The organism is Butyricimonas sp. RTP31003st1_G1_RTP31003_210430 (genome assembly GCF_040920905.1).
GTDB lineage: Bacteria > Bacteroidota > Bacteroidia > Bacteroidales > Marinifilaceae > Butyricimonas > Butyricimonas paravirosa.
Genome location: NZ_JBCOSQ010000076.1, coordinates 1 through 24,535, shown reverse-complemented (window position 1 = coordinate 24,535; position 24,535 = coordinate 1). Strand labels below are relative to the sequence as shown.

General features: G+C 41.5%; 16 protein-coding genes. 15 read left to right on the top strand and 1 reads right to left on the bottom strand.

All coding sequences use genetic code 11. The annotated features are described in order from the left end of the window. The 13 genes from metG to AB5542_RS18160 all read left to right on the top strand — a co-directional run. Nucleotides 1-1,615: methionine--tRNA ligase (gene metG, locus AB5542_RS18220; RefSeq protein WP_368243306.1), on the top strand; the 1,615-nt coding region annotated here is incomplete at its 5' end. A gap of 426 nt (nt 1,616-2,041) precedes the next feature. Then, nucleotides 2,042-2,281, top strand: a complete 240-nt coding sequence (locus AB5542_RS18215) for a hypothetical protein (protein WP_087420982.1) — start codon at nt 2,042-2,044, stop codon at nt 2,279-2,281. A gap of 185 nt (nt 2,282-2,466) precedes the next feature. Beyond that, nucleotides 2,467-3,048, top strand: a complete 582-nt coding sequence (locus AB5542_RS18210; protein ID WP_118304418.1) for an RNA polymerase sigma-70 factor — start codon at nt 2,467-2,469, stop codon at nt 3,046-3,048. A 361-nt stretch (nt 3,049-3,409) separates the two neighbouring features. Next, a complete protein-coding gene (locus AB5542_RS18205) occupies nt 3,410-4,573 on the top strand; it encodes a FecR family protein (RefSeq protein ID WP_118304417.1) in 1,164 nt (387 codons plus the stop codon). A gap of 144 nt (nt 4,574-4,717) precedes the next feature. Next, a complete protein-coding gene (locus AB5542_RS18200; protein ID WP_279037788.1) occupies nt 4,718-7,942 on the top strand; it encodes a SusC/RagA family TonB-linked outer membrane protein in 3,225 nt (1,074 codons plus the stop codon). Between the two features lie 23 nt (nt 7,943-7,965). After that, on the top strand, nt 7,966-9,414 hold the full coding sequence (locus AB5542_RS18195) for a RagB/SusD family nutrient uptake outer membrane protein (RefSeq protein WP_279037789.1): 1,449 nt from the start codon (nt 7,966-7,968) through the stop codon (nt 9,412-9,414). A gap of 12 nt (nt 9,415-9,426) precedes the next feature. Next, entirely contained in the window at nt 9,427-10,119 is a 693-nt protein-coding gene (locus AB5542_RS18190; RefSeq protein WP_118304414.1) for a DUF4843 domain-containing protein, read from the top strand. A 31-nt stretch (nt 10,120-10,150) separates the two neighbouring features. Next, a complete protein-coding gene (locus tag AB5542_RS18185; protein WP_279037792.1) occupies nt 10,151-11,524 on the top strand; it encodes a hypothetical protein in 1,374 nt (457 codons plus the stop codon). Between the two features lie 158 nt (nt 11,525-11,682). Next, nucleotides 11,683-13,113, top strand: coding sequence for a thioredoxin family protein (locus AB5542_RS18180; protein ID WP_279037794.1), 1,431 nt, complete (start codon nt 11,683-11,685; stop codon nt 13,111-13,113). Nucleotides 13,114-13,408: 295 nt separating this feature from the next. Further along, a complete protein-coding gene (locus tag AB5542_RS18175) occupies nt 13,409-16,087 on the top strand; it encodes a TonB-dependent receptor (protein ID WP_279037796.1) in 2,679 nt (892 codons plus the stop codon). Nucleotides 16,088-16,218: 131 nt separating this feature from the next. Beyond that, on the top strand, nt 16,219-17,325 hold the full coding sequence (locus AB5542_RS18170; RefSeq protein ID WP_162613765.1) for an OmpA family protein: 1,107 nt from the start codon (nt 16,219-16,221) through the stop codon (nt 17,323-17,325). A 208-nt stretch (nt 17,326-17,533) separates the two neighbouring features. Then, complete coding sequence (locus AB5542_RS18165; RefSeq protein ID WP_279037799.1) at nt 17,534-18,889, top strand: TIGR00341 family protein; 1,356 nt, start codon at nt 17,534-17,536, stop codon at nt 18,887-18,889. 114 nt (nt 18,890-19,003) lie between these two features. Beyond that, nucleotides 19,004-19,963 (top strand): FimB/Mfa2 family fimbrial subunit, encoded by a 960-nt coding sequence (locus AB5542_RS18160; protein ID WP_279037800.1) that lies wholly within the window; start codon nt 19,004-19,006, stop codon nt 19,961-19,963. A 34-nt stretch (nt 19,964-19,997) separates the two neighbouring features. On the opposite strand, the gene AB5542_RS18155 is transcribed toward AB5542_RS18160, so the two are convergent. Continuing rightward, nucleotides 19,998-20,558: a sigma-70 family RNA polymerase sigma factor gene (locus AB5542_RS18155; RefSeq protein WP_087420993.1), complete on the bottom strand. Its 561-nt coding sequence runs from the start codon at nt 20,556-20,558 to the stop codon at nt 19,998-20,000. Nucleotides 20,559-20,710: 152 nt separating this feature from the next. On the opposite strand from AB5542_RS18155, the gene AB5542_RS18150 reads away from it, so the two are divergent. Both AB5542_RS18150 and AB5542_RS18145 read left to right on the top strand, forming a co-directional pair. Further along, entirely contained in the window at nt 20,711-21,868 is a 1,158-nt protein-coding gene (locus AB5542_RS18150) for a FecR domain-containing protein (protein WP_087420994.1), read from the top strand. Between the two features lie 95 nt (nt 21,869-21,963). Continuing rightward, on the top strand, nt 21,964-24,535 hold a 2,572-nt coding region (locus AB5542_RS18145; protein ID WP_368243304.1), incomplete at its 3' end, for a SusC/RagA family TonB-linked outer membrane protein.

The window sequence follows — 24,535 nt, the reverse complement described above, 5'->3', positions numbered from 1 at the left end:
CCGTTATATCGTGGGGAAATGTCCTCATTGCGGTAACGAACGGGCATACGGGGATCAGTGTGAGGCTTGTGGAACTAGCTTGAACGCTACCGATTTGATTGATCCGGTGTCCGCGATCACGGGAAACAAACCGGAACTGAAAGAAACAAAGCACTGGTATCTGCCTTTGGATCAGTATGAAGGCTGGTTGAAAGAGTGGATTCTGGAAGAGCATAAAGAATGGAAACCGAATGTTTACGGGCAATGTAAATCTTGGTTGGACAACGGTTTGCAACCTCGTGCGGTGACCCGTGACTTGGATTGGGGAGTACCCGTTCCAATCGAGGGAGCCGAGGGAAAAGTGCTTTACGTGTGGTTTGATGCCCCGATCGGGTATATCTCTGCCACGAAAGACCTGACCCCGGAATGGGAAAAATACTGGAAAGACCCGGAAACCCGGATGATTCATTTCATCGGGAAGGATAACATTGTTTTCCATTGTATTATTTTCCCGGCCATGTTGAAAGCCGATGGTTCTTATATATTACCGGATAACGTGCCGGCCAATGAGTTCCTGAATTTGGAAGGAGATAAAATTTCCACTTCCCGGAACTGGGCGGTATGGTTGCACGAGTATCTCGTGGAGTTCCCCGGTAAACAGGACGTGTTACGTTACGTGTTGACGGCAAACGCTCCCGAAACGAAAGATAATGACTTTACCTGGAAAGATTTCCAAACCCGGAATAACAGCGAGTTGGTGGCTATCTATGGAAACTTCATTAACCGTACGTTGGTGTTGACACAAAAGTATTTTGCCAACCGGGTACCGGAACGGGGCGAGTTGACGGATTACGATAAAGAAGTCTTGGCTGAAATTCCGCAAATCGTGGAACGTGTTGAGAAGAGTCTGGAGACCTTCCATTTCCGCGATGCATTGAAAGAGGCGATGAATCTGGCTCGTTTGGGTAATAAATATTTGGCAGATACTGAACCTTGGAAAGTGATCAAGACGGACGAGGGACGGGTGAAGACGATTCTGAATATCTGTTTACAGATTTCTGCTAACCTTTCCACGTTGATGGAACCGTTCATGCCCTTCTCTTCTCAGAAATTACGTGAGTTCATGAATATTGACGTGATTGATTGGGCTAAAATGGGTGATGGCGTGATTCCTGCCGGGCATGAATTAGGTGAGGCCGGATTGTTGTTCGAGAAGATCGAGGATGCAACAATACAGGCTCAGATTGATAAATTGTTGGCTACCAAGAAGGCAAACGAGATGGCTTCCGTGAAGGCCGTCCCTGCCAAGGAGAATATCCAGTACGAGGATTTCATGAAGATGGATATTCGGGTAGGTAAGATCATCGCTGCCGAGAAAGTGGCTAAGACCAAGAAGTTGATGAAATTGACCGTGGACACGGGAATTGACGAACGTACGATTGTTTCGGGTATTGCCGAGCATTACACGCCGGAGGAGGTGATCGGGCGTCAAGTCAGCGTGTTGGTTAACTTGGAACCGAAACCGTTAAAAGGTATCGTGTCACAAGGAATGATCTTGATGGCCGAGAATGCCGATGGAACGCTTTCCTTTGTTTCACCGGATAAAGAGGTGAAACCGGGATCGGAAGTTCGATAATGGTTATTGTACGGGGTATCCCGAAAAATTGTAGTAGAATGTAACGAATGGCTCTAAAATGCCTCTCGTTACATTCTTTTTTTTATGTCTGTTGTATATAAAATCAGAATTTCCAGATAAATTGTTTCCCTTAAAAATTTGAGGTTTGAGCGGGTAAATTATGATTTCGTTAACGCCCTGTTGTGAGCATGAAATACCCTTTCATTCCTTGGATAGACGGGGAAATCCGCTTTGGTTAATTATTATAAAAGAGAGGATTATCTTTTTTAAGCCTAACATATATTTAACCTTATGACAACTAAAGTATAACTTGGATAATTTTCCCGGTAGGGGGAAGAGTCGTACTTTTGTATTGTTGAAAGACAATAACAACGAAATAAAGAGAGTTAATAAAAATAGTTGTCTAATTTTTAAATATAAAATAAAATGATGAAGTATATTATAATAGTATTCGTGGCTGTAATTACAGTGTTTATCGGTGGACGTAGTTTAAACCAAGCTAAAGCTGAAAAAATCGTATGTGCTTATGCCGATCAAGAGAATGTAGAAAACACTACCGCAGTTGCTCCGGTACAGAAAGTAGCAAGTCAGGACACGATCTTCGGACCGGTTAGTCTTCCCGAAGTAAAGGTAAATGTAAAAAGAAAAGTAAGTCAGGTTATTTAAGATAAGGTTATCTACTGAGAATAAGTAAAAAGGAAAAAGAGCTGTCTCCCATAAGGAAGACGGCTCTTTTTAATATTTGAAGTATTTGTTTTGATTTGATAAAATAATATTTATTTTTGTGAGTGATCCTATTTATTGGCGGTTTTGATAGGAATGTGCGATAAGCAAATTAAGATAGGGATTTGATGTGTAATATTGATATTCAGTCACCGGAGTTTGTGAAATGTTTGGAGCAGGGGGAACAGGAGGCTTTCCAGCGATTGTTCGAGACGTTCCATAAAGCGCTATGCTTTTTTGCGGCTCGTATTGTGCGGGATCATTTGGAGGCGGAGGACATTGTGCAGGATGTTTTCCTTTCCTTTTGGAAAATGGACCGAGGTGGGTTCCCTAACTTGAAAACGATAAAAACCTTTCTATATAACAGCGTGCAACATCGGTGTTTAAATTATCTCCGGGATTTAGAGATTCGGGATCGGAATTATCGAAATCTGAAACGGGAAGAGTTGGATGAGGATTATTTTCTTTGTCAGCAGATTCGGGCAGAAGTGGTGGCTGAACTTTTTGGGGCAATTGATGAGCTGCCGGATAAGTGCAAGGAGATTTTTAAACGTTCTTACGTGGATGGACAGGAGGATAAGAAGATTGCCGAAGAGTTGGATATATCGTTGAATACCATCAAAACACAGAAACAACGGGCAAAGTCTTATTTACGGGGTAGATTAGGTGATTTGTTTGTTTATGCAGGGATGTTTTTTCCTGGTTTGTAACGAAGGTCTTTTTGTTATGATTCCTCTTTTGCCGGGGATGATCTTATCTTAATTATGGGAATTACTAGGCTGTTACTAGACTGTTGGGTGACAGTTAGGCGTTGTCGCCGCCTACTCGCCCCATTATTGCCCGATGATAGCCGCCATTTTAACAAACAATAAATAAAAATAACTCAAACTGAAATTCTATTTTGGCATACGATAAAGAATTTTCTCGCAAGTAAGAAGGTGTCTTCATGCATTTATTATTATAGGGGATCATTAGAGGTTATGTGGTATTACGTGTACGTGATGATATTTTTTTCATTCTCTTGTCACCTATTTGTCGATTGAGTGTGTTTAAGGTGTAAAATTCAGGTATATGAAAGTTACAAAAGACATACATGAGTTGATTCTGTCTTATTTACGGGAGGACATTTCGGAAGAGGAAATGAGCCGTCTTCGGGTGTGGCTGGATGAAAACGAGCGGCATCAGAGGTTATTGGAAGAGTTGCGGGATAAGGATGTTTTGCAACGGGAGATCGGGGAGTATGTGTCGTTTGACACGTCCCGGCGGTGGGGACAGTTGAAGGAGGCGATGGAAGAACCGGTTCGGAAGGGACGTTCTCTGTTGAAAGTGTGGGGAGCGGTGGCTGCCGTGGTGGTGGCTTTCGTGGGAGGATTGCTTTATTGGCAAATGACCGGTTCTCCTCAACCGGAAGTAAAACAAGTCGCTATCGCCCGGATAGAGCAGGGGGGAATGCGGGCTGTGTTGATTACAGAGACGGGGCAACAAGTGGTATTACAGGGCCTGAAAGATACCTGTTTGAATATTACGGGAACGGAGACCTTGAATATTAGAGAGGATGGTAGTTTGAAGTATTCTTTATCCGCACTTTCGAGTATGTCGGAATGGCACACGTTACGAATTCCGAAGGGGGGCGAGTACAAAATCGTGCTGGATGACGGTACGGAAATTTGGTTGAATAGTGCTTCCGAATTGAAATATCCTGCCCATTTTGTTGGTAACGAGCGTCGAGTGCAATTAACCGGAGAGGCCTATTTTCAAGTGGCACGGAACGAGGCGGCCCCGTTTATCGTGGAGACACGGGATATGGATGTGAAAGTATTGGGAACTTCTTTCAACGTATCGGTGTACGAGGATGAGGAAAGTTGTCATGCAACGTTAGTGGAGGGACGGGTTGAAGTGAATGATAAGGTGAACGGGGAAAAGGTTGTGTTGACTCCCGGGAAACAAGCGCTATTGCGAGGGGGCGAGATGACCGTCCGGGAGGTAAACACTAAGTTATATACTCTGTGGAGGCTGGATCGGTTTACTTTTGCCAGCGAGGATATGGAAGGGGTGATTCGGAAGTTATCCCGGTGGTATAACGTGGATTTCTTTTTCGCGAATTCATCTATGAAACAGAAACGGTTCACGGGGTCATTACCGAAATATGCGGATATATCTCAAGTGTTGAAAATGATAGAGATGACTACGGATATAAAATTCGAGATAAAAGAGCATACAATCATGATACAATAAAAAATACAGGAAATGCAGCGAACATTTCCTGTATAAACTGAAAAATTGATTCTAGTACAAACAATTTAACCTTACAAAGTTATGAAAAAAAAGCCAAACGTAAGGGCAGGGGAAAAGTCTGTCCTAAAAAAAATCTGTACGGTTATGAAACTCTGTCTTTTTCTATTACTAATTACTATTTATTCGGTGTCCGCAGAAAGCGTGGCACAGAATGTCAGGTTATCCATGGAGAAAAAATCGGAAAGCTTGGTAAAAGTTTTAAATGAGCTGGGAGAGAAGTCCGGTTATGAATTCTTTTACAATGATGATGAGGTGACCGGGGTAAACGTGTCGGTTTCCGTGAAAAACGCAACGCTGGCGGAAATCTTGGAACGTGTACTGAGAGGGACTTCATTGGTTTATCACATCGTGGATAATGTGATCGTGATTTCTCCTAAAACAGAGGGGCAGCGTCCGGTGGTATGGAAAATCACCGGAACGGTGAAAGATGAGAGTGGAATACCTTTGCCCGGGGTGACTGTTGCGTTGAAAGGGACGACAATCGGAACGGCTACTGATGCGGGCGGGAAGTTCAAGTTTGAATTCTCGAAAAGGGATAGCGTGGTGCTGGTGTTTTCTTTTGTGGGAATGAAGACACAGGAACGGGAAATTAAAAGTGTGGAAACGAAGGATTTGATCATCGTGATGAAACCGGACGTGGATGAACTGGAAGAGGTGATTATTACCGGATTCGGAACGAAGTCGAAAAATAGTTACACGGGTGCGGCCACGACGGTAAAGCGGGAACAGTTGTTGAGTGTGGGTACTAAAAATCTGTTACAGAGCTTGGCTGCTTTTGTGCCGGGTATGCAGATCGTTACGAATAATGAGATGGGATCGGACCCGAACACGAGGCCGGAAATTTTGATCCGGGGAAGAAGTAGTTTTGAGGGATCATCCAATGTCCCGACTTTTATTGTGGATGGGGCGGAAGTCGATTTGGACTATGTTTTTGACATGGATATAAATGACGTGGAAAACGTGACTGTACTGAAAGATGCCTCTGCTTCCGCCTTGTATGGGGCTAAGGCGGCAAAAGGGGTTATCGTAATCACGACAAAGCCTTTGAAGGCGGGAAAAATGAGAGTGTCATATAGCGGGACGTTTCGGGTTTCCATGCCGGATTTGAGTGACTATGATTTGTTGAATGCGGCAGAAAAGCTGGAATACGAGAAAAGGGCTAAATTGTACATGGGGACAAGTCGTAATCAATACGAGTTAGACGAGCTGTATAACGAGAAGTTTTTGCGGGTACGGGAAGGTGTGAATACGGACTGGATTTCTAAGCCTTTACGTAATTCGGTTTCACATAACCATTCCATTAATGCTGCCGGGGGAGATGATTATATACGTTATAGTCTGACCGCTCGCTATGGGACGGAGCAAGGGGTGATGAAAGAATCCAACCGGGATAGGTATTCATTGGGTTTTAAGCTCTCGTATAATAAACAGGATAAGGTATTCGTGTCGAACACGACGACTATTACATCCGTGAATAATGAAGAGTCTCCTTATGGGACTTTTGGTGAATACGTGAAGTTGAATCCTTATGATCCGGTATATCTGGCTGATGGTTCTTTGAATCGGACGTTGAGCTATAACACGCCCAATCCTTTGTACGAGGCATCATTGGGGAGTTATAATAAAGGGGAACAGTTTTATTTGAATACGATTTTGGATCTGAAGGTGGAAGTGTTACCGGACTTTCGGGTGGAAGGGTCATTCTCTTTAAATAAAGCAAAGAATGATACGGAAATTTTCCGTTCCCCGGAATCGAATGATTTTAGGGGGAAATCTGCTTCGGAGTCGGGAAAAATCAGTATCTCTAACACGAAAAGCATGGATTATCAAGGGAGATTGATGTTGTCCTATAATCGTATGTTCGGTGTCGGTACGTTGTTGAGTGTGATTGGTGGGGGAACAATTCAGTCGACCGAGAGTAATTCAAATTCGTATGTAGGTGTTGGGATTTTCTCGGATAAATTGGCACATCCGGCTTTTAGTACAAAATATCCGGAAGGTGAAAAACCTGGTGGATCACAAAATATTTCCCGTACGATGGGTGCGTTTATGAACGCGAATATAATTTACGATGATCGTTATTTTTTGGATGCCTCTATTCGTTACGAGGGAGATTCTAAATTTGGGGAGGATCAGCGTTATGCTCCGTTCTGGAGTGTCGGTGCGGGATGGAATATTCATAAAGAAAAGTTTATGCACTCTTCATCAACGGATCGTTTGAAATTGAGAGCCAGCGTGGGATATACCGGGAATGCGTCTTTTGCCCCTTATCAAGCAATGACGACCTATCAATATCGAGGGGAATTGGATTACGGGAAAGGTATTGGTGCGGTGCCAATGGCTATTGGAAACCCGGAGTTGAAATGGGAACGGGCATTGAATTATAATGTGGGAATTGATGTTGTTTTTTTTCGTAATCGGTTGGATATGACCGTGGATTATTATAATAAGATCACGGATAATCTTTTGCTTGATGTGACGAAGGCTCCTTCAATCGGGATGCCTACCGCTAAAGAGAATATGGGAAAATTGGCAAATTCGGGAATTGAGTTACAAGCGCGAGTGGTTGCCGTGACGAATAAAGAATGGAACTGGTCATTGTCTGTCACGATGCAGCATAATAAGAATAAGATAAAGAAGATCAGTAATTCGTTGAAAATATTAAATGATTCTTTGAATACCCAAGCGTCACGGATGCCGCCGCCTATCTACGAGGAAGGACATTCTATCAGTGCCGTGAAGGCTGTTAAGTCGGGAGGTATCGATCCGGCTACCGGACGGGAGATTTTTATAGACAAGGACGGGAACCCGACTTTCGTGTATAATTATTGGGATAAGCGGGTGTACGGGGATTCTGATCCTGATTTGTCTGGTGTTTTTGCCAGTTATTTGACTTACAAGGGTTTTTCTTTAAACATGATGTTTGATTATTCTTTGGGTGCAACGATTTATAACCAGACTTTGGTTACCCGGGTGGAGGGTGCCGACCCTCAATGTAATGCGGATAAACGGGTGTTTTACAGTCGTTGGAGTCAAGTGGGGGATCATACGAAGTATAAGGATATTGCTGATAAGAGTATTCCTGATGTTACGAGTCGTTTTATCCGGGATGAATATTTCTTGAACATGAAGAGTTTGAGTTTATCCTATGACTTCATGCCGGATTTGTGTCGAAAATTGTATTTGAACCGTCTACGGGTGGAATTTTTGATGAATGATATATTCCGGGTGTCCACGATTAAGCAGGAACGGGGGCTTGATTATCCTTTTGCGAGAAGTTTTGAGTTCTCTATAAGTGCTGCATTTTAAAAGAATGAATTAAAACGAAAGTTATGAGAAGAGAAAATATACAATCTAAGTTGCTGTTCGGGCTTTGCTTGTTGGTATGTCTGTGTGGGTGCAATAGTTTTTTAGATGTACAACCTAAAGGTACGGTCGAACAAGGCAAACAGTTCAAGGATGTGCAAGGGTATAGAGACGCCATGTATGGTATTTATGCCTCGATGGCACAAACGAGCCTGTACGGGAAAGCGATGAGTTACGGTTTTATAGATCAGGTGGGGCAATTGTTTTACGATCCTTATAATGGTATGGCGGATGTTTATGCTGCCACGAATTTTAAATACACGGATCAGGCTATTTCCGAAACGGTAGATGGGATTTGGTCTAAGGCGTATGAATGTATTATGTACGTGAATAATGTGATCGAGAACGTGGAGAAAGAAGAGGTGGGCAAAGATCCGGATTACACGGTTATTCGGGGGGAGGCGTACGCTTTGCGTGCTTTCTTGCATTTTGATCTTATGCGTTTGTTTTGTGATAATATAAAGATAAATTCCGGTGCAGGCGGGATTCCTTATTCCTATTCGTTTGACTTGAAGAACAAGCGGATATACACGTTGAAGGAATGTTATGATAATGTACTGAATGATTTGACCGAGGCTCAAAAGATTTTGGTTAACGATAAATTGGTAAAGGATTCTTTAGCGACTTCCGTGTACCGGGGGACACGTTATCAGCATTGTAACCAGTATGCCGTGTGGGCTTTGAAGGCGCGTGTTTTTCATTATAAGGGAGATTTAGATAGTGCGGCATATTACGCTGAAAAAGTTATTGCTCATCCGGAGTTCTGGTTAACGGATTCGAAAGTTTTTGCCGGTGTGAAGAGGTATGGAGCCAATAGAGAATTAATTTGGGGACTCTATTCCAACTTGTTGTACACTCCTTATAACGATCTGTTTTTAAAAGGTTCGCTAGGATCAGGCAGTGTCGTGCGAGTCCGGGAAGGAATGCGTACCATTTATGAGGTGGGAAGTTTTGAGGCGGACAGTAAAGATATGCGTTACACGGAGTTTTTCACGGAGGACGAGTCGATTTCCCAGCAATACGCTTTTACCCGGCTATTGAAAAAGGATGAACAAGCATATAATTTTCAAGGGGTATGTTTGCTTCGCCTTCCTGAAATGTATTATATTCTGGCTGAGGCAATTTATCCACAAGATAAAGAGAAGGCTCTACGTTATTTGAATGATGTTCGGAATAGTCGGGGTTTGAAAGATTTGGAGACATCCAGGTTTCCGACACAAGATGTATTCAACAAGGAATTACTCGTGGAGCGTTGCCGTGAGTTCTGGGGTGAAGGACAAGTATTTTTTTCTTATAAACGGGATAATTCCGGTTTTATGAACGCGGCAAATGATAAAGAGATTCTTCCGTCTGTTGATGTGTTCGTTTTGCCTTGGCCAAAGAGTGAACAGGAATTTGGAGGTACTAACAAGTAAATTTATATAGCGATGAAAAAAATATTGTATATTCTCGTAATATGCCTTGGGGTCTGGGTTTCCGGGTGTAGTGAAAATGGTGATGATGGTTTCTATGATAATTTGTATCGGGTGTATTTTCCGTTAGATAGCTTACATTATGCTTTTGGAGATAAACCAGTGGAGATGACCAGATACACGGTGAAGGTTCCGGTTCAGATGCTAGGAGAACCGGCACATACAGATATGAAAGTAAAGGTGAAAGTGGATTTAACAGCTACAACAGCTATGGACGATGCTTACACGGCGATTCCTTCCGAAATCACGATTCCCAAGGATTCTATTGTCGGGTATGTTCCGGTGGAGATTATCCGGGAGAATGTTATGGATGAACGAGATACTGTTTTTCGGGTTGTTTTGCAACTGGAAACAAGTTCTGATTTCCAGTTAGGGGTAAAAGAGGGACTTCGTGCAACAGTCACTTTCAGTAATTATTTGGCCGAACCGGTATGGTGGGTTGGCCTTAAAGATATTTTCTGGGGGCCTTACCAGAAGGAGAAGTACCAGAAAATGATAGAAATTTGGGGAGGTCCGATCACCTTGGATGATTATTCCTATAAAATGGTGAAGTTGATCAATGTTGCTAAGGAGATGTATGAATATTTTCAGGAGCATCCCGAGTACGGGATGGAGTTCCCTCCTTATATTTTCTGGCCTTACGAGTAAAGAGTATATACGGATAAAAAACGAGTGAATTATGAAAAAGTTGATATATATATTGTTAGGTTTATTCACGTTGGTTTCTTGTATTGACGATCAATCGGACTTGGGGGGAGATGCTATTTCCCGACTTTCTTTCGTGAATCCATTGGATAGTGTTTATGTCGGGGAAAAGATGCATGTTTTTACGTTGAATGCTCCTGATATAGAGCAGGAAAATAGAGATAAACCTCTTTTTTATGAATGGCAGATAGATCATGAAGTGAAGTCTACGTCGAATGTGTTGACGTATGAATGTACAACGTGCGGGACTTTTTTGTGTCGTTTAAAAGTCTATAATGAAGATGGGGCGATATTTAAAACATTTAATCTGAAAGTGCCTTATCCTTACGAGGATGGTATCGTGGTGCTAAGTTCACATGATGGAAAATCAATGGTTTCTTTCAAGAATATAGAAGGAGAAGATAGCGTTTTTGAGAAGGGAGTTTACCAGTTTAATAACCCGGGTGTGATTTTGGGAAATGTCCCGAGATCTATTCTTTATAATGCGAAAATTAATTATATATACATTGCTACGGAGGAGCCGTTGAAAATTGCTAAAGTGGAGGCAAATTCTATGGAAATTCTGAATATGATTAATTGTCCGGAACCCAGGGTAGAACGTCTGTTGCCCAATGGTGAAGGGTCAATTACATTTTTGGGTGGAGGACGTATTGCCGATATGAATTGTCAAGGAGAAGATTTTTTGAATAATTTTCAGCAGGGGATAACCAACGAGATGATGGGAGGTATGTTCCCCGACGCTTATCTGGCAAATCAGGCTATTATTTCGTCTTCTTATTCCGGAACAAGTTATCTGGTTTTTGATACACGGAATAAGGTATTTTTGGCTCCGGGAGATTGGGGTATGGTTATGCCGGTTTATGATGACCTTGAGGCCGTTTCTGTATTGGGTATGTTGAGTAGTAAGAATGATGGAGAGGGGATCATTATCATGAAAGATGTTGCGAATCAAATGAAAGTGGCTTATGTGAATGCGAAAAATAATGTGTTGAAATCCGTATGGCCAGAAACGAAAGGAAATATCGTGGAAAATAGTGTGTTTCTCATGAGTCAGAAAGAGAGCATTTTGTACTATTCAAAAGGGAATGAGATTTTCCGGTATAATTTCGAGTCGGATGGGAATTTTCCGGGTAGTTCGGATTACACGGTGGGCGAAGAGGGGGATATTGTTAAAGGCATGATGCTGGACCCACAGGAAAAAAATTTATACGTGGCTTTGGATGCGGCAGGAAATCAGGAGTATAAAGGTTGCGTGTATTGTTACGATGTGGCAACAAAGTCTCTGAAATGGAAAGAACGGGGCGTTGCAGGTGAGATTGTACAAATGATTTATAAAGAGCAGAAATAGACGAATTTATAGAAAAGTTAATTGTATAAATCGAGCATTGGGTGATGTTTATTTGGGATTCGTGACCATCGTGTGATATTTGAATAATCGTATCAAGAGTTGAAAGGAATATGCTCGTGATAGCAGTTCCTTTCATTTAAATGTAATCTATTGAAGTTATGAAAAATTCTATTTTTATTATTGTTTTGTTATTGGTTCATATGGCGACTTTTGCTCAAGAGGGGGTAAATTTTGAAGATCTTACTTTTGATGAAGCTTTGGCGAAAGCGAAAGCGGAAAATAAATTCGTGTTCGTGGATTGTTACACGAGTTGGTGTGGTCCTTGTAAATACATGGCTCAAGCGGTGTTCCCGCAGAAAAGTATGGGTGATTTTTTCAATCCGAGGTTTGTTTCTGTGAAGTTTGATATGGAACGGGGGGAAGGGAAGGAATTAAATGAAAAATTTGGAGTGAAGGCTTACCCGACTTTTTTGATTCTTCGGCCGGATGGAACTTTACAACATAAAATTGTTGGAGGAACCGGTATGATTGAGATGTTTATTGAGAAGGTTGAACGAGGGTTAAATGAGAAGACGTCTCTTGATTACCTGGATAAAAAATACGAGAAGGGGAAGTTAAACAAGAAAGAACTCGTGAGGTATCAAATTGCGTTGTTGGATGCGAACGAGGAAATGAAGTCCGGGAAAGTTCTCGAGGAGTTGAATGTAGAGTTGAATGATGAGGATAAGTTGCAGAAAGAATTTTGGCCTATCTTGAAAAAAGAAGTTTACGGTTCGGAGGGATTTAAGTTTGTGCTGGACCACTTGGATGTTTTGTATAAAAATGTCGGTAAAGAACAAATAGATAGTTATTTGATGGATAATTTTTTCCGGGCGATAGATGGAGTTTTAAATGCTGCTACACGGACTTCGGGAGAAACGTTAAAACAAGTCCAAGAGGAATTGGCCCGAGTAGATATAACTAATGAGGAGGTTTTATGGTATGCGATTGAATTAAATCAGGCTTGCTTGGCAAATGATCTCGATCAATTGATTTCGATTGCCGAGGATGTGAGGGATAATGATAATAATAAGGTTTGGTTTGTGATGAGGGCTTTCATGGCAATAGAGCAGAAGGTTTCGAAAGTGGATTTAAAACGAATGATTCGTTTGGAGAACAGGTATCTGGAGCTAGTTTCTGGTGATGGACGTGAACAAGTTGCCGGATTCTTCCAAAAGCTTAAGCGGGATCTTCTTGATGGGGTGAATTTTCAGAATTTAAGTTACGAAGATGCGTTGAAAGAGGCAAGTAGGCAAGGGCGAATGCTTTTTGTTTATTGTCGAATAAATTCATGTCCCCCTTGTGATGGCATGGAGAATGACATACTAAAAAAAGAGGATATAAAAAAATGCCTAGAAGATAATTACGTGTGCGTGAAGTATGACATGAAGGTGGGAGAGGGACTTGTATTGGCAAAGAAGTGGAACATGGAATTTTATCCGGTCTGTTTGCTCGTGAATCCCGATGGGGGTATTCGCCATCGGATAGAGGGGTTGGTTGATCCAGAATTTTTTCTTGAGCAAGTAAAAGAAGGTTTGAATGATAAATGATACGATTTTTGAAGATTACAAAAGAAGTGAGATGGGAAAAGGTTTGAAATACTGATGAATAAACTTGAGTAGTATCGTGTAAATTTAAAGAGGGAAGGCTCTTTTTTGTTCAGGTGATTGGATTTAAAGGTGCATTCTCGTTTATGTGATTGGATTAAAATTTACCGGAATGTAAAAAGTTTTAATAAATGATTAGGTGTGTTGTAAATAAATACTTACTTTCGCAACGGGATCGACACTAAATAGACTAAAAGATGCCTGTTGTGTCTTGTTGTGTTTCATAAAGTAATGTATTATGGGTAGTATGTTGTTAAAAGTGATTTGTGGGACTATGTTCCTGTTAGGTATGTCGTGGAATGTTGTGGCAAAAGAGGTGATTAAGGGTAGAGTCGTTGATTCTCAGTCAAAAGAAGTGTTGATCGGGGCTACCGTGAGCGTGGAGGGAACGAGTGTTGGGTGTGCTACGGATGCGGAAGGATATTTTGAATTGGAGGTGGAAGAATCGGGAACCGTGATATTGGTGTTCCGGTGTGTAGGTTATTCGGAAGTGAAAAAAAGTGTTGTTGTGGATGATAAAAAGGTTGATCTGGGGACCGTGGGGATGTTGCCGATGTATATTAATTTGTCGGATGTGGTGGTGCGTGGTTCTTTAGCCGTGGATCGGAAGACTCCGGTAGCCTTGTCGGTGGTGACGGCGAAAGAGATCGAGGAGAAACTTTCAACACAGGAATTCCCGGAGATATTGAAATCTTTGCCGAGTGTTTATGCCACGAAAGAGGGGGGAGCGTTTGGAGATGGACGGATTAATTTGCGGGGATTCGAGACGGAGAATATAGCTGTGATGGTGAACGGGGTTCCCGTGAACGAGATGGAATGGGGTGGAATCTATTGGTCTAACTGGGCAGGTTTGTCGGATGTGACCCGTTTTATTCAGGTACAACGGGGATTAGGGGCATCAAAGATTGCCGTGCCGTCTGTTGGCGGTTCTATCAATATCGTGACGAATACGACAAATGCAGAGGCCGGAGGCTCTATTTCATATGGGGTGGGAAATGACGGTTATAATAAGGTGGCTTTTAGCTTCTCTACCGGTTTGTTAAAAAATGGATGGGCCATGTCTATTTTGGGGGCAAGAACTTGGGGAGATGGTTATATACAAGGAACGGATTTCGTGGGGTATTCTTATTTTATTAATATTTCCAAGAAATTGGGAGAGAATCATGAATTGTCCTTGACTGCTCTTGGCGCTCCACAATGGCATAATCAACGTAATCGGAATGATAAGATGCTGATCAAGGCTTGGGAAAAATTGGGTGATACGAAGTATAACCCGTCCTATGGTTTTGCGGATTGGAAGGAAGAGAAGGTGCGGAAGGTTTCGGCATATAATAAATATCACAAGCCTCAAATTTCATTGAATCACCTTTGGGAGATCAATGAAAAGTCAAGTTTGTCCAGTGTACTTTACTTGTCTTTAGGACGAGGGGGCGGATATGGAGGACGTTCTAATAAGGCTCATAAATATGATTGGTACGGAACTTCCAAAGGGGAGCCAACAACGGGCGATTTCAGGGCGGCAGACGGGACGTTTAATTATACGGCTGTTTATAATTTAAATTCGGCAAGCGTGATCGGTTCGGAGATGATTATGGCTATGAGCCGGAACGAGCATAATTGGTATGGCTTGATTTCTACCTACACGACCAAACTGGGACAATATTTTGATGTGTACGGGGGTGTCGATTTGCGTTATTACAAGGGGAAACATTATAACGAGATTGTAGATTTGTACGGGGGAAGGTATTTTATTGACGATAGTCGGATGAATGTAAAATACAAGGCGGACGATTATACGTGGCAAAATAAGGAATTGAAGAAAGGGGATATTGTTTACCGGGATTATGACGGTTACATGGTGCAGGAAGGTTTTTTCGCACAAGGGGAATATAACCGGGATGCTTTGAGTGTGTTCGTTTCCGGGTCTCTTTCTAATATAACTTATTGGCGGAAAGATCGTTTTTATTATTCGAAAGATGAGGCGAAATCGGATAAGGAGAGTTTCTTGGGAGGTACGGTGAAAGCCGGAGCTAATTATAACTTGACAGATCAGCATAACGTGTTTGCCAATATCGGGTATTTCTCCCGGGCTCCTTACATGCAAGGCGGAGTATTTTTGCAGCAGGATGTGAGTAACGAGACGAACCCGGATGCCGTGAACGAGAAGGTGTTTACTTTTGAGTTGGGGTACGGTTTTCGTTCATCTTGGTTGGATGGCAACGTGAATTTGTATCGTACTTCGTGGATGGATAAGACAATGGCTAATTTCTTTGAGAAGAACGGGGAACGGGTACGGGTGAATCTGACCGGACTGGATGCGTTACATCAAGGGATTGAGGTTGATTTCGTGTTACGTCCGTTGAAAGATCTGAAGGTTACCGGGATGTTTTCCATTGGAGACTGGCATTGGGATGGGGATGGCAAAGGATATGCTTATAATTCATTAGGAGAACCTGTTGATAAAAATGGAGACCCGGTGAGTCAGGTCGGGGGAGAGGATCATGCTCAGAATACAGTAAAGATGAAGGATGTGCGGGTAGGTAATTCCGCACAGACAACTTTTGCATTGGGAGGAAGTTATCAGTTTTTGAAAGGGGCGCATGTGGGAGTGGATTATTCTCATTTCGCCCGGAATTATGCAAAATTTACTCCTTCTTTGGGGTATGATCTGGGAGCTGAAAAGGCATTTGAATCTCCTTGGAGGATGCCGGCATATGGTGTTTTGGATGCTAATATCAACTATCGGTTCCCGTTGAGTAAGGTACTTGGCGTGATGGTTTCTGCGAACGTGAATAATCTCTTGGATAAAGAGTATATCGCTGACGCGGAGGATGGTGCCGGGCATGATAAAGAGACGGCCAAGGTTTTCTACGGTTTCGGACGTACTTTTTCCGTGAACTTGAAGATCACGTTCTAAGATTATTGGAAATAAAGATGTAGTTATTTTGTGTATAATAAAATACAGTAATTATTTTTTTTATACATTTGCGGCGTTTTTCTCCAAATTTATTTGAGAAAGGTTGCAATATAAACTTTAACTATTTCAAAATGAAAAAAATCGTATTTTTAGTACTATTGGTAGTATTACACATTTCTACGTTTGCGCAGAATAATCAGGAAAAGAAACTACCGGGTTATAAAACATCATTTGAAACCAACAAATTTTGGGATAATTGGTTTATTTCATTGAATTTAGGGGCTCAAACCCTCTATGCTGAGGGGTCTACTGATGCAAAGTTCGGTGATCGATTAACCTTTATGCCGGCCTTGTCTGTTGGTAAATGGTTTACGCCTTGGTGGGGATTGAGAGTTCAAGGTTTGGGAGGTGCTTTACATGGTTTTCAAAATGATGGGAAAATGATGTTGCACAAACATTATGGAGCTGTTCATGGAGACTTTATGTTTGGTTTGTTAAACTTCTTTGGTCGTTACAATGAGAATCGTTGCTTTGATTTGGTACCTTTTGCAGGAATAGGTGGTGCTTTTATCGGTAGTGATCAATCTTTTACTATTAATGCTGGTATTCAAGCTCGTTTCCGGTTATCTCAACGTTTTGATTTGAATTTGGAATATGGTGGGATAATTTTGGATGATGATCTCGTGACCAGAGGCGGATTCCCTAATGACGGGATTAGTAATCTGAGTGTTGGAGTTACTTTCAGATTTAAGAATCGTTCGTTTAAAAAGGCTGTTAGCCAGAAACAGTATGCAGACCTTCAGAATTTAGCAAAAGCACAAGACGCACGAATCAAAGAATTGATTAGCCGTACCCCGGATACCGTTGTTAAAGTGGTAAAACAAGAGGTGCCAACAACTGAAACGAACGTGGTATTTAAGGCTTTACCGACAACGATCAACTTCGCTTTCAACAGTTACAAAATTGATCCTACTCAGGAGGTTGGAGTTTATAACTTGGTTCAATTTATGAAAGAGAACCCCGAGGTGCGTGTTCGTTTGACAGGTTTTGCCGATAAACGAGGAACTGAGAAGGCAAATATGATTATTTCTGAAAAGCGAGTAAATGCGGTTGCAGATATGTTTATTAGTAAATATGGAATAAATAAAGACCGTATTGTGAAAGATCATAAAGGAGTTAGTTCTCGTTATGACAAGGATGATTGGAATCGTTGCGTTCTTGTTGAGATTATAAAATAACAGTTCATTATGATATAAGAACAATTTTGTTCTTGCATGAAGTCGCCCCCAAGAAACTTGATAATAAGCTCTTGGGGGCGTTTCATTTATTGTTAGTTCTTTTATATATGGGAAAAAATGGAAGAATATGTAATAGATTTTATACTTTTGCGAAGATTTAAAGAATATGAGCTATTTTGAGCTTTTTGTAGATGTATAGATTTAAAGAATGATGATATTATTACAGCGTTTTCGGGTGTATTTGCGTCAAATCTTGGACCCGTCAGATGAACAGGAGCGGGAAGAAGATACGGTGGAGGCTATCCGTAAGGGAATCGTGTTCCGGGGGACAAATTTGTGGGTATTGATTTTTGCCACGTTTATTGCGTCTTTGGGATTGAACACGAATTCGACGGCCGTGATTATCGGAGCCATGTTAATTTCTCCGCTGATGGGGCCGATTATGGGGATCGGTCTGGGAGTTGGAATCAATGATTTTGAACTGATCAAGAAGGCTTTCCGTAATTTGCTGATCGCAACTATATTCAGCGTGTTAACGTCTACGTTATATTTTTTGTTATCGCCTTTGAACGAAGCTCGTTCGGAATTGCTAGCACGGACAACCCCCACGATCTATGACGTGTTGATCGCTTTTTTTGGTGGGATGGCGGGAATCGTGGCGTCTTCGACGAAGTTGAAAGGAAACGTGATTCCGGGAGTGGCTATTGCTACCGCCTTGATGCCGCCGTTATGTACGGCCGGGTTCGGGTTGGCAAGCGGCAATCTGAGTTATTTCTTCGGGGCATTCTATTTGTTCACGATCAATTCGGTATTTATTGCGGTTGCTACGACTTTAGGGGTACGGTTGATGCATTTCTCGAAAAAGAAATTCATGGATAAGGAACGGGAAAAGAAGGTACACCGTATCGTGTACTCAATCATTTTCCTGACGATGGTTCCGAGTGTGTATATCACCTACAATATGGTGAAGACGAATATCTTCGAGACGAATGCCAGTCGATTTATCAAAAATGAATTTAATTTTCCGAATACGTTGGTGGTGGATCGTTACGTGAAAACAGAGAATCCGGAACGTCGGATTGAAGTATCATTGATTGGTAAGGAAATATCAGAGGAAGTGATCGTGTCGTTGAAAGAAAAGATGTTGCATTACGGGTTGCATGATGTCCCTCTGGTGATTCATCAGGGATTCGGAAAAGAGGATACCGAGATGCAAAATGACGTTAGTAATATGTTGTTACAGGATTACTACATGCAGAATAAACAGCGGATTGCCTCACAAGAGGAAGAGATTTCCGTGTTGCGTGAGAGGTTGAACTCTTACCTGTTATATGATACGATCGGGCATCAGGTTACTCCCGAGGTGAAGATTCTTTATCCTTCCGTGAAAAGTCTTGCTATATCCAGGGTGATTCGTAATCAAGTGGATTCTTTACGTGCTGATACGTTACATATTGCTATCGTGGCGTTCGGACAACAATTATCTGATTCGGAGGAAGAGCAGTTCTCGGCTTGGTTGGCAGCCCGGATCGGGGTGAAGAATTTGAAGTTGATAAAAGAGTAAGTGATGGTGAGGTATTTTAGACTAAGTGAGATTTGTTGATTTCATAAACTTTTACCTGTTTTATTTCGTATATAGACCGTATTTTGGTTGATAATCGAATTAAAATAAGGTACTATGAAGAAATTAATGATTGTAATGCTTGGTCTTCTGACTTTAGTTTCGGCATGTTCAGACAATGATGATGAGGGATCTTATGGGGTAACGTCTGGATTAATTACTCCTAAAATAAGAGCCCGGGTAACCGATCCGCTTAATCAGAATCCTTTCACGGGGATTCTTGAGGTATATCCGTGTAAGGATGAAACCTCTATTTACTATGGTAACTACATAAATGGAAAGCTCACGGTATTTAATGGTTATTACGTCATATCAGAGGGGGACGTGTATGGGGACAATAACCGAGAACTTCACCTGCCTATCGGCGAGTATAATATGGTGTATTGGGGGACACCCAAATACGATGAGCCAATTTATAATTCTCCGGCAATTACTCACCCGGGGTTAACGAATGGAGCTGATCTGGCAAAACTCTATTTTAGCTTGCGGCCCAATACTGACGGGACTTATATGCCCGTGTATGATTTGGTCCACGCGATAAAACCGGCACATATTGGAACGGAGGATTTGACGGCTTCTCTTACACGGGTTACCGCCGGTTTGAAGGTAATACTGAAACAAGAGGATAATAGTGCGTTCAGTTCCAGCATAACAAGCGTGAACGTTCATATTGGAAATATTGCCGAGAAGATGAATTTTTACACGGCCGAGGCGGAGAACATGACGAAAACCGTGAAATTCGAATTGTCCCGTTCTGAGGATGCCACCATCATGAGTAATCCTACCGTGATGTTGTTTCCTTCCGCCCCGAATCCTTTGTTGGAGTTGTTTATCACCTTGGCGGATGGTTCCGTGCATACTCTTTCTAAATCATTGATTTCCACGTTATCTCCCAATACGCGGCTCACGTTGAATATTGTTGTCGGTAAAATATTACCCGGTGGTGATCCCGGAAATTTTACGATTGAGAGTTGGAACGAGGAAAGCGAGACGATCGAATTCCCGGTTGTCGACTAATCAATGGGTGAGCGGGATATATATAACAAAAGAATTATAGCGTAACGGAGAGGAAACAGATGAGGCCTTTTAATTTTTCTTTTAATATTTGTTTCCCCCGTTTCTTGTAGCTTTTCACGGAATCGAGTGATAAGTTGAGAACTCGAGCGATTTCCTCGTTGGATTTTCCTTTTAAACTAAGTTCATATATTGTTTGTATCTGGTCGGGAAGTTCGTTTATGGCTTTATGCATGAGAAAATAGACCTCTTCTTCGATGATTGCGTCCAGAAAATAATCTTCATCTTGCTGGAGTGTACTTGCTTGTAAGTAATTTTGTTTTGCGTTTTCGTGTTCAATGTAATTGAAACAACGGTTTTTGATAGAGAGATAGAGAAAAGATTTGAGTTTGTTGAGACTGGTAAAATCTCGTTTGTTACTGTATAAATCTAGAATGACATCGTGGACAATGTCTTCTGCAACATCAATGTCTTTCACGTATTTAAAAGCGAAGTGTGCGAATATCTGGTAGTATTCTTTAAAAAAGATCTTGTATGCAGCTTCGTCACCCTCGATAAGTTGTTTTACCCAAATATTATGATTTCCCGTGTCTGTCATTTTATTCTGGTCTTCTTTGAGTGAACAAAGATAGGATATATTTCATGCAGTACAAGTGCAAGAATTAATATTATAATGTTCAATTTTTTTTATTGTTTCTTTGACACTTTTAGAATGACATCCTGTTATATATTCAAAATGATGGTAGAATTATGAAGAATGTTTATCGGATAGCGAAATTGATTCAGGCTTATGTCTCGGGAAAGGTTTCCACGGAAGAACGTGAAGAAGTGGAGCATTGGATAGAGGAAAGTGATCGGCATCGGGAATTATTCCGAACTTTCGAGAGTGAGGAATTTGTAAATATACAGCGTGTAGAACATGAATGGTTTGACGAAGAGCGGGGATTTCGTCGGTTTATACTGGCAAAACGAACGATTGATAAGCGGCGTGTGTTTCGTCGAGTGGCCACGATTGCGGCAACCTTTGTCTTGTTGATCGGAGTCTGTCTGGGAAGATGGGTTATTCTTCAGGAAAAAGAGAGTGTGCCTTTAGTAAAATTAGAGAAAAATTCCATCGTACCTGGAGAACGTAAAGCTGTTTTAGTTTTGAGTGATGGAGAACATGTAGATTTAAGAGATACAATGCAAGTGGAAATTGTAGAGCGAGAAACCCGGATTTTCGTTGCTGGCGATAGTACCCGGCTTGTCGTTAAAGATAGTCCGATCGACCCTTCCCTGCACACCGTCTTCACGCCAGTTGGGGGAGAGTACAAGTTGACCTTGTCCGATGGAACTCGGGTATGGTTGAATGCTTCCAGTCGCATCCAGTTTCCTGCTGTATTCAGGAGTGATCGACGAGAAGTGCGGGTGGAAGGTGAGGTATATTTTGAGGTATCAAAAGATTCAGCACGTCCTTTTCTGGTACGAACGGGGGATGTGGTTGTGAAGGTGTTGGGGACATCGTTTAATGTACGAGCCTATCCAGGGGAAGAATACAAAACCACCTTGGTTGAGGGAAGTGTTGCTGTAGGATATTTGGGAGAGACGATGAAGATAAGGCCGGGACAACAATGGGTACTGGAAAAAGATGGCCCTAAAGTTCACGAGGTGAAAATAAAATCGATTGTGAGTTGGAAAAACGGAGATTTCGCTTTTGAAGATCAAGTACTGCCAGAGGTGTTTAACGAATTGGAGCGTTGGTATGATATTGATGTATTTATGAGTAATGATGCGATTCGAAACATGAAGTTTACGGGAATATTTCCAAGGTATGAAAATATAAATGATGTACTTCATATTATTGAATTGGCAACGTGTGTGAAATGTAGTATTTCAGGTAAAACGATAGTGGTTTCAATGGATAAATAAAACAAGGAAGTACGCCTAATACTTCCTTGCCGTTCAATTTAATAACGTCTCACAGTTGGGTGAGGCAATTATAAATGTAAAAACATAACAAAGTTATGAAAAAGTATGAACATTTTGGTGTAAGATGGAAATCTTATACGAAACAAAGTATTTTTTACTGTTGTTTGTTCTTGTGGCTGTGGCTGATTCCTGTGAAAGGGTACAGTCAAGATGTCCGTTTGACGTTGAAAATGAATAACGTGACACTTTTACAAGTGTTTGACGAGCTTACCAGGCAAACTGGTTACGAGTTTGTTTATAGCAGTACGATTTTGGAAAAAGTCGGGAAAGTGTCTGTTAATGTGAGTAATGGATCTTTGGAGAACGTGTTGGATTTGTGTCTGGCGAAAACCGATCTGGGATACAAGGTCGAGGATAAACACGTTATTATTTCTCCAAAATTGAAAAAGGAAGTACCCAAGAAAACTGTGACTTATTCCGGGATTGTGAAGGATAAGGTGGGAAATTCTTTACCGGGGGTAACAATTATTCTAGAAGGAACGACAGTCGGGGTGACGACAGATATTAATGGGAAATTCTCTATTTCAGTACCCGAAGCTCCTGACACGAGGCTGGTGTTTTCTTTCGTTGGAATGAAAAAGAAAGTTGTGACAGTGAAGGATCGTAAACCTTTAAACGTGGTGATGGAGGAAGAGGTTACTTCCATGGATGAGGTCGTGGTAACTGGTATATTTAACAAGCCGAAGGAAAGTTTCACGGGGGCTGCAGTAAAAGTTACTCGGGAAGAATTGAAGGCTGCCGGGAATCGGAATATATTGAAATCATTGTCTAATATTGATCCCTCTTTCCAGATTGTTGAAAACAATGCTTTTGGTTCGGACCCGAATAAGTTACCCGAGATTCGTTTGCGTGGTGTTTCCACAATACCGAGCGTGAGTGATTTACAGACGGATATGAGGGCGGAGTTATGTACCCCCTTGTTTATCCTGGATGGTTTTGAGATCACGTTGGAACGGGTGATGGACTTGAATAATGATGAGATCGAGTCAATTACGATTTTAAAAGATGCAAGTGCCACCGCAATTTACGGGTCGCGGGGAGCTAATGGGGTTGTAGTGATAAAAAGTGTCCAGCCGGAGCAAGGGAAATTAAAGATTTCTTATAATGGTAATTTGAACTTGGAGATACCAAGTCTAAGCAGTTATAACTTGATGGATGCTGCCGGGAAGTTACAGTTGGAATGGGATGCCGGGTTGTATGAGAATAGTGTGGCGACAGAAGATCTGAAGTTGAAGAATTCATATGCAAAAAAGCTTGAGAGAGTACTGGCAGGTGTCGATACGGATTGGAAGTCCATTCCCGTGCAAGTGGGAGTTGGCCAGAATCATTATTTGGGAGTTAGTGGAGGTGATGCTCTTTTCAGGTATAGTATGGGGTTGTCTTATAATAATGTTGTCGGTGCAATGAAGGGATCTAAACGTAACACGTTGAATGGTTCTGTGACGTTGTCTTATCTAGGAGAAAAATTCCAATTGAATAATTCGATGTCGTTTAATATTAATAATTCATCAGAGAGTCAGTATGGGACCTATTCTAGTTATGTGAAGATGAATCCTTATTGGGAGCCTTATGATAAAGAAGGGTATGTGGTGAGACAGTTTGAAACAGAAAGTACCGCTTTGTTTACGAGTCCTGTAGACAATCCATTGTGGGATGCTTTTTCTGGTAGTTTCTCAAAATCAAAATATAACGGGATAACGAATAACTTGGCGATAACTTACAAGCCGATAACTTCTTTGCAGGCAACGGCTAATGTTAGTTTCAACAAGACCTTTTCGGCTTCTGATAATTACCAGTCGTCTAAACATTCCAACCAGATTTGGAAAGAGGATATTTTAGAGCGAGGACAACGGGATTATAATAGTACTGAGAGTTCCAGTTGGTCAATAGGTGGTACTGTGAATTATTTTAAACAATGGGATAAGCATATTCTTTCTGCCGGATTTAACATGGAATTTCGGGAGAGTGTCACAACAAGTCGTTCTATGTCAGTTGAAGGTTTTCTGAATGACGAGATGAATAGTTTGGGAAATGGACATAAATATTATGGAGATCGTCCATCGAGTAGTGACTCTAAATCTAGGGCTGTTGGTTTTACGGGGACAATAAATTATAATTACGATAATCGTTATTTCTTTGATGCGTCTTATCGTATCGATGGGGCCTCCTCTTTTGGTTCTGATTCTCGTTTCGCTCCATTTTGGTCGTTGGGAGCCGGATGGACTGTAAGTAACGAGGTGTGGATGAGAGAATATGTACCTTTTATAAATTATATGCGATTAAAATATTCGTTTGGTTGTTCTGGTTCAATGACTTTTTCCCCGTGGCAATCTCAAGGAACTTATACCTTTGGTAATGGAAACGTGTATCATGGTTCAATTGCGGCTACGATCAGGGGATTGGAAAATCCTGATTTGAAATGGCAAAATACATATCAACATAATGTCGGGGTTGATTTCGGTTTCTGGGAAAGCAAAATTTCAATCACGGCGAATTACTATCGTAAATTAACGGATAATTCAATCACGGATATGGCGTTACCGTTGAGTAATGGTTTTGAAAGTTACACGGGAAATTCCGGAGAGATTCTGAATACAGGCTTTGATT